The sequence below is a fragment of the Terrabacter sp. P5_B1 genome (assembly GCF_056400505.1).
Genome location: NZ_JBFULD010000009.1, coordinates 25,319 through 32,240 on the forward strand (window position 1 = coordinate 25,319; position 6,922 = coordinate 32,240).

General features: G+C 71.4%; 7 protein-coding genes and 2 tRNA genes. 1 reads left to right on the plus strand and 8 read right to left on the minus strand.

All coding sequences use genetic code 11. From position 1 onward, the window contains the following. Positions 1-6: 6 nt before the first annotated feature. Positions 7-1,077 (minus strand): ferredoxin reductase, encoded by a 1,071-nt coding sequence (locus tag AC1DP0_RS01700; protein ID WP_478082167.1) that lies wholly within the window; start codon positions 1,075-1,077, stop codon positions 7-9. Positions 1,078-1,176: 99 nt separating this feature from the next. Here AC1DP0_RS01700 and AC1DP0_RS01705 point away from each other — a divergent pair, with 99 nt between their 5' ends. Further along, positions 1,177-2,367: a PucR family transcriptional regulator gene (locus AC1DP0_RS01705; RefSeq protein WP_478082168.1), complete on the plus strand. Its 1,191-nt coding sequence runs from the start codon at positions 1,177-1,179 to the stop codon at positions 2,365-2,367. Positions 2,368-2,761: 394 nt separating this feature from the next. Here AC1DP0_RS01705 and AC1DP0_RS01710 read toward each other — a convergent pair. The 7 genes from AC1DP0_RS01710 to AC1DP0_RS01740 all read right to left on the minus strand — a co-directional run bounded on the left by AC1DP0_RS01710 (position 2,762) and on the right by AC1DP0_RS01740 (position 6,863). Further along, positions 2,762-2,835 (minus strand) — tRNA-Asp (locus AC1DP0_RS01710). Positions 2,836-2,867: 32 nt separating this feature from the next. After that, a tRNA-Glu gene (locus tag AC1DP0_RS01715) sits at positions 2,868-2,940 on the minus strand. A 92-nt stretch (positions 2,941-3,032) separates the two neighbouring features. Beyond that, on the minus strand, positions 3,033-4,079 hold the full coding sequence (locus AC1DP0_RS01720) for a PHP domain-containing protein (RefSeq protein ID WP_478082169.1): 1,047 nt from the start codon (positions 4,077-4,079) through the stop codon (positions 3,033-3,035). Between the two features lie 63 nt (positions 4,080-4,142). After that, positions 4,143-5,018 carry a hypothetical protein gene (locus AC1DP0_RS01725; RefSeq protein WP_478082170.1) on the minus strand — a complete coding sequence of 292 codons (876 nt, stop codon included), beginning with the start codon at positions 5,016-5,018 and terminating at the stop codon, positions 4,143-4,145. Then, positions 5,015-5,518, minus strand: a complete 504-nt coding sequence (locus AC1DP0_RS01730; RefSeq protein WP_478082171.1) for a SigE family RNA polymerase sigma factor — start codon at positions 5,516-5,518, stop codon at positions 5,015-5,017. Before AC1DP0_RS01730 ends, AC1DP0_RS01725 begins: the two co-directional genes overlap by 4 nt. Positions 5,519-5,652: 134 nt before the next feature. Beyond that, complete coding sequence (locus AC1DP0_RS01735) at positions 5,653-6,204, minus strand: NUDIX domain-containing protein (protein ID WP_478082172.1); 552 nt, start codon at positions 6,202-6,204, stop codon at positions 5,653-5,655. 47 nt (positions 6,205-6,251) lie between these two features. After that, the gene (locus AC1DP0_RS01740) at positions 6,252-6,863 is read right to left on the minus strand and encodes a methylated-DNA--[protein]-cysteine S-methyltransferase (RefSeq protein ID WP_478082173.1); all 612 of its coding nucleotides are present in this window, start codon (positions 6,861-6,863) and stop codon (positions 6,252-6,254) included. Between the last annotated feature and the right edge of the window lie 59 nt (positions 6,864-6,922).

Consider the following 6,922-nt stretch of genomic DNA (forward strand, 5'->3'; position numbering starts at 1 on the left):
CCCTTCCTAGATGTCCAGGTGGACGGGTCCGGCAGCGGCGTTGACGCAGGTCTGGATCAGCTCGCCCTCGTCGCCGTGCACCTCACCGGTGCGCAGGTCGCGGACCTTCCCGGCGACGAGTGGGACGAGGCAGCTGCGGCAGATGCCCATGCGGCACCCGCTGGGCATCACCACGCCGCACTCCTCCCCGGCTTCGAGGAGGGGGACGTCGCCGCCCACCTCCGTCTCCTTGTCCGACTTCTCGAACGTCAGCAGGCCGCCCTCGCCGCCGGATCCCTCCAGCAGGACGGGTGCGAAACGCTCGATGGTCAGGTTGTGGTGGGTCTCGTCGTCACCGTCGCGCAGCCACAGCTCGGTGGCCGCGTCGAGGAACTCCGTGGGCCCGCAGGCGTATGCCGCCCGCTCACGCCAGTCGGGACAGAGCGTCTCGAGGTCGGTGACGTCCGAGAGGTCGAGGCGGCGGCTGCCCTCCTCGCGGGTGAACCAGTGCTTGACCGTGAGGCCGGGGAACTGGTCGGCGAGCTCGAGCAGCTCGTCGTGGAAGAGGGCCTCGTCGCGGGTGCGCGCCGAGTGGATGAGCACGACGTCGGCGTCGGGGCGGCGCGGGACGAGGGTGCGGATCATCGACATGACCGGCGTCAGGCCGCTGCCGGCCGTCAGCATCAGGAGCGGCCGCGGGTGCTCGGGGAGCACGAAGTCGCCCTGGGGAGTGTCGAGGAAGAGGATGTCGCCGACCTTGGTGTCGCGCGCGAGGGCGGTCGAGACGAAGCCGATGGCGGTCACCGTGATCGCGGGGTCGTGGCCGACGGCAGCCGACAGCGAGTAGCTGCGCCACTGGCGCACCCCGTCGATCTCGACACCGATGCGGGCCCACTGGCCGGCGGCGTGGGGGTTCCAGCCGCGACCCGGGCGGAAGTGGATCGTCGTCGAGTCAGGGGTCTCACGGACCACTCTGGTGACGACGCCGCGCAGCTGGCGCGCCGAGGACAGCGGGTTCACCAGATTGAGGATGTCCTCGGGCGCGAGCGGGGTCGTCAGGAGCGACGCCACACGCCGGAGAGCTCTGATCTGGGTCATGGTTCCATCTTCGAGGCCGAAGCCCCTCCGCATCTTGGGGTGAGGCGTACTCTTTGACCGGAGAAACTGTTGCGTCACGACAATTTGCCGGAGGACGACGTGGCACAGGACACATCTGACCCACCGTGGTTGTCTCTTCCCGCCGAAGTGTCCACAGTGCTGCGCCCCGTCGTCAAGGACATCGTCGAGGCGATCATCGATGGCATACCCCGTGACGTCCCCGTCTATGCGATGCCCATGGAGGGACGGTTCGGGCAGGGGGTGCGCCAGGGTGTCACGATCGCGCTCAACCGCTTCCTCGACCTGCCGGGCACGCGCCTCCCGGCCCTGTCCGAGGACGGCAAGTGGGTCTATGAGAGCCTCGGTCGCGGCGAGGTGCGCTCGGGCCGGAGCCTCGAGTCGCTGCTCGCCGCCTACCGTTACGGGGCGCGCGTCACCTTCCGGGCCATCTCACGCACGGTGGACGTGTCGCAGATGCCGCCCGACGCGCTGCTCGCGCTCGGGGAGTCGCTCTTCGCCTACATCGACGAGCTGTCGGCGGCGAGCGCGCAGGGCTATGCGCAGGAGCAGTCCGAGCGAGCCGGCGAGCAGGTGCGGCTGCGGGCGGAGCTGCTCGAGATGATCCTGCGCGGCGACTCGAGCGAGGGTGGGGTGCCACGCCTCGCCGCGGCCGTCGGGTGGACCCTGCCGGAAGTCGTCGGGGTCGCGCTCGTGCCGKTCCCGCACGTCGACGGGCTGCGCGCAGCCCTGGGGCCGGACGCTCTCGTCGCCGAGCGGGGCACCGATGTGGTCATCGTCTTCCCGTTCGCCAGCCGCTCGGGCCGCCGGCGCGAGCTGGAGCGCGCCCTGCGCGGGCGCCGTGCGATCGTGGGCCCACCCCGACCGTGGCAGCAGGCCGGGGAGTCCCTGCRCCTCGCCACGTCTGCGGGCGCGCACGGGATCGGGCCGGGGCCGGACCAGTCCGACCGCGACACGCCCCCGGTCTGGGTCGAGGACCACCTCGCCGAGCTCGTCGTGCACGCCGAGCCGCTCGCGACCGACGACCTCGCCCGCGCGCGCCTCGCGCCTCTCGACGGGCTGCGGCCCGCCGTCCGTGAACGCCTCACCGAGACGCTGCTGTCGTGGTTGCGCCACCAGGGGCAGCGGGCGCCGATCGCGGAGGAGCTGTTCGTGCACCAGCAGACCGTCGGCTACCGGGTCGCGCAGCTCAAGGAGCTCTTCGGCGACGCGCTCGATGACCCCGAGGTGCGCTTCGAGCTGGAGCTCGTCCTGCGCGCCGGCCACCGCTGAGCGTGACCCGGCCACCCGGCATACGCCGTCGGGACGGGTGAGGTCGGGCGCGAGATCGCGCACCTGGCGTCGTCAGGGCGCACCGGGTGCCCGATCTCGCGCCCGATCTCGTCTCAAAGCAGGCGGATCGGGGAGCCGTCGAGGTATGCCGTGTACGTCCTCGACGACGCCGCCGAAGAAAGGCGTCCGGCTCGCTCACGTGGTCGCGGAAGACCTCGACGGTGCACGGCGTGCTGGGGTGGTCGGTGACGGGTGACCAGTCGGCACTGGTCAGGGCCACGCCCTGGTAGTCGTCGAGCACCGCGATCTGCACGCGCCCACCCTAGGAGACGCGCCGGTCCCCGAAACGACGGAAGCGCCGCTCTCTGCTGAGAGCGGCGCCTCTGACGTGAAGCGACCCCGACCGGGCTCGAACCGGCGACCTCCGCCGTGACAGGGCGGCGCGCTAACCAACTGCGCTACGGGGCCTTACTGGGTGGTGCGTGTCGAACTGTACTGCGTATCCCCAACGGGATTCGAACCCGTGCTGCCGCCGTGAAAGGGCGGAGTCCTAGGCCGCTAGACGATGGGGACCTGCCCGACCTATCCGTTGGGACGTCGAAACTATATGGGAGTTTCTGGCACCGTCCAAATCGGCCTCCGACGCCCAGCGGCGGGTCGTCAGGTCAGCCCTTGGCCCACGCCCGGACCTCGTCGACCGGCCACGTCGTGACGATGCGCTCGGCCGGGATGCCGAGGCGCTCGGCGCGCTCGCAGCCCAACGACTTCATGTCGAGCTGGCCGGGCGCGTGCGCGTCCGAGTCGATGGTGAAGAGGCACCCGAGGTCGCGCGCCAGCTCGATGAGCTCGTCGGGCGGGTCGCAACGCTCAGGTCGTGAGTTGATCTCGACCGCCACGTCGTGGTCCAGACAGGCCCGGAAGACCTTCTCCGCATCGAACTGCGACGGCGGCCGTTTGCCGCGCCCGCCGGTGACGAGCTGGCCCGTGCAGTGCGCGAGGACGTTGGTGTGCGGGTTGCGCACGGCCGCGACCATCCGTGGCGTCATCTCGAACGAGGGTTGACGCAGCTTCGAGTGGATCGAGGCGGTGACGACGTCGAGCTGGTCGAGCATGTCGTCGTCCTGGTCGAGCGTGCCGTCGAGGTGGATGTCGACCTCGATGCCCTTGAGCAGCGTGAACGCGTCGCCGAGGCTCGCGTTGATGGCGTCGACGCGCTTCAGCTGGTCGGTGAGGCGCTCGCGGGACAGCCCGTTGGCGATGGTGAGGCGCGGGGAGTGGTCCGTCAGCGCCATCCACTCCTGGCCGAGCTCGACGGCCGCGAGGACCATCTCCTCGATGGGGCTGCCACCGTCACTCCAGTTGGAGTGCGCGTGCAGGTCACCGCGGAGGGCGGCATACAGCTCGGCGCCGCCTCGGGTCAGCGGCTCGCCGTGCTTCTCCTCCGCCGAGACGAGGTATGCCGGCAGGACCCCTCGCACGGCCTGGCCGATGATCGCTGCGCTCGAGTCACCGACTCCCTTGATCTGCTTGAGCGTTCCAGCCTCGACGCGTTCGCGCAGCTCGTCGTCGGAGATCAGGGTGATGGCCTCGATGGTCTTGCGGAAGGCGTCGACGCGGTAGCTGCTCTCGCGGCCGCGCTCGAGGAGGAAGCAGATCCGGCGCAGCGCGTCGAGAGGACTGATCGGTGCCTGCGGAGGGGTCGGCTGCTCCATGTCGAGCAGCCTAACCGCGCCGGCCGACGCGAGGTCGGCTCAGCCGCGCCCCCTCAGCGCCCCTCAGCGCCGCAACGGCGGCAGCGTGCTCCCGTCGGGCAGCTTGCCCGTCGCTGCCGGCGTGGACGGCACGACGCGGACGATGTCGCCGTACTGCTGCGCGATGAGACCGGGCGAGGAGCCCTCGTCGGCCAGCACGACGACCCGGTCGCCGCGGGCGTCCTGCGTCACGGCGACGATCTCGATCCCCTTGGAGCGCCACAGTGTTCGCTGGTCGACGATCTCCTCGGCCACCTTCTGCTTCTCCGCCAGCGAACGCTTCATGACGACGAACTGCACGTCCGTCGGGGACGGCATCGCGCCCGCCACGAAGGCCTCGAGGGCGGGGTCGTGGCGGGTGACCACGACGGCCACGTGAGAGGCCGCGGCGTCGACGGCATACGCCCCCGAGAAGACGTCGGGCCAGCGCGAGGCCACGGTGGGCTCGATGGCGTCGAAGGCGTTGGTCTGTCGCGTCGAGAGGGTGCCGAACCACTGGTTGGTGTCGCGGGCCGACGGCACGGACGAGGCCACGCCGGGCCCGCCGGGGGTCGCGGTGCCCGAGAGCGACTGCGGGCTGCGGGCCCCGCTGCCCGTGTCGGTGGCCGACGAGTCCTTCTGGGCCGCGGGCGCCCCCGCGGTGGCGGCGCTCGTCGAGGAGCCGTGGTTGGTGGCCACCCACGTGCCGCCGACGGCCCCCGCGACGACGAACGCGGCTGCGGCGCCGAGCAGGGTGGCGCGACGACGGGAGGTGCGCGCGCGGCCGCGCATGAGGGCCCGTTGGGCGAAGAGGTCGTCGCGAGGTGGTTCGAGGTCGTTCATGGTGGACAGCGCCTTTCGCAGCTGCAGCTCGCCCTCCTCCGGAGCCGCGCCCCGAGGCCGTGTCGTGTCGTCGCTCATGGAAAAGCTCCTGCCCCGGTCAGTGGTGGTTCGGCCAGACGGTCCCGCAGGGCGGCGAGCCCGCGGGAGATCTGGCTCTTGATCGTGCCCTCGGCGACGCCCGTGCACTCGGCGATCTGGGGCACCGTGAGGTCCTCCCAGAAGCGGAGGACGAGGACCGCGCGCTGCTTCTCGGGCAGGTCGCGCAGCAGGTCGGTGAGGGTCATCGCGAGCTCGCGGTCGTGCTCGGTCGTCGGCGGCTCGGGGGTCTCGTCGGTGAGGACCTCGCGGCGCCGTTTGCGCTGGTCGTTGAGGTAGAGGTTCATCATGGTGCGTCTCGTGTAGGCGGTCTCGGCGCCGGTGGCGATGCGCGGCCACGCGACGTAGACCCGCGCCAGGGCCTCCTGGACGAGCTCGTCGCCGTCGGCCCAGCTGCCGCAGAGCAGGTAAGCGCGTCGGCGAAGCATCGTCTGCCGCTCCTGCACGAACGTGCGGAACGCGGCCTCGTCCCTCCGTCTCATGGGCTCCCGCCGGTCTGTGTCGTCAGGGTCCGAGTGTCCCCTACACCCCAAGACACCGGTGCACCCCGAACCGTTCCACGGGGCGCCCGATCCGCCTGATGGCGTATGCCGTTTGGCCGCCGAGACGGCCGCGCTCAGGCGACGCGGCCCAACGCCACGAGCGCGAACATGAGCGCGGCGATCGTCTCACCGTCGGTGATGGTGCCGTCGGCGACGAGCGTGAGCACGTCGGCGACCGGTACAAGACAGACGTCTCGGATGCCCTCCTCGTGGCGGGCGGCCACGTCGTCGGCGGCGCCGGGCGCTGGTTCGAGCCGCGTCGCGAGGAACACCACCTCGGGCGCACGGCAGACCCCGTTGAGGGCGTTCATGGCCCCGACCTGCCGCCACTCGCCCGCGACGAGCCCGGTCTCCTCGCCGAGCTCGCGCCGCGCAGCGACGAGCGGATCCTCGCCGTCGGTGCCACCCGCGGGGACCTCGACCGAGGGGCCGACGGTGTGTCGGTCGACGGTGATGAGGACGATCTCGTCCTCGTCCGTCACCGCCACGACGAAGACCGCCGGCCGCTGCACCTCGACGACACCGAAGATGCCGTTGCTCCCGTCGGGTCGGGTCACGGCGTCCTCGCGGACCCGGATCCACGGGTTCTCGTAGACGACCCTGGTCGCACGCACGGGCCAGGTCACGAGCGGTCTCCTGGGCGCATGCCCCCGATCGTGCCACCCGATCACCGTCAGGCAGCGGTTCGTTCGAGGGCTAGCAGGCGCTCCTTGGTGGGCAGACCGCCGAGGTAGCCGCCGAGGGAGCCGTCCGAGCGGACGACGCGGTGGCACGGGACGACGATCGGCAGCGGGTTCGTCGCGCAGGCCGAGCCGACCGCGCGGACCGCTCTCGGGCTGCCCGATGCGACGGCGACCTCGGCGTAGCTCTCGGTCGAGCCGTAGGGGATCGAGCTGAGGTGGCGCAGAACGGCGAGCCGGAAGCCCCGCGCGAGCCGCAGGTCGAGCTGGACGTCGAAGCCGTGCCGGCGACCGGCGAAGTAGTCGTCGAGCTCGCGGGCGAGCGGGTCGAGCCGGTGACCACCGCGGAGGATCCGCGATCCGACGGACGCGGCGAGCGACTCGAGGACGCGGTCGTGGTCCTCGATCTCGAAGGCGACGCGGAGGACTCCGTTCTCCGTTGCCGCGAGCAGGAGAGAGCCGACGGGGGAGTCGACGACGCGGTAGGTCGCGTCGACGGCGGACTCCGTCGAGGCGCGCTCGACCAGTGCTGCGTGGAGGGCCGCGAGGCGTTCGTCGTCCCCGGCCGCCGGGTCGCAGAGGAGCTGCATCGGGTTGTCAGACATGGGTGGTCACCCTTCCGTGGGGTGCGTAGGTGGACCGAAGGCGCGCGATGCCGTCGGCG

What these genes read in the sequence shown, in the direction of transcription:
- AC1DP0_RS01700 (WP_478082167.1), bottom strand. Translation starts at nt 1,077, where the DNA reads ATGACCCAGATCAGAGCTCTCCGGCGTGTGGCGTCGCTCCTGACGACC.
- AC1DP0_RS01720 (WP_478082169.1), bottom strand. Translation starts at nt 4,079, where the DNA reads ATGGAGCAGCCGACCCCTCCGCAGGCACCGATCAGTCCTCTCGACGCG.
- AC1DP0_RS01725 (WP_478082170.1), bottom strand. Translation starts at nt 5,018, where the DNA reads ATGAGCGACGACACGACACGGCCTCGGGGCGCGGCTCCGGAGGAGGGC.
- AC1DP0_RS01730 (WP_478082171.1), bottom strand. Translation starts at nt 5,518, where the DNA reads ATGAGACGGAGGGACGAGGCCGCGTTCCGCACGTTCGTGCAGGAGCGG.
- AC1DP0_RS01740 (WP_478082173.1), bottom strand. Translation starts at nt 6,863, where the DNA reads ATGTCTGACAACCCGATGCAGCTCCTCTGCGACCCGGCGGCCGGGGAC.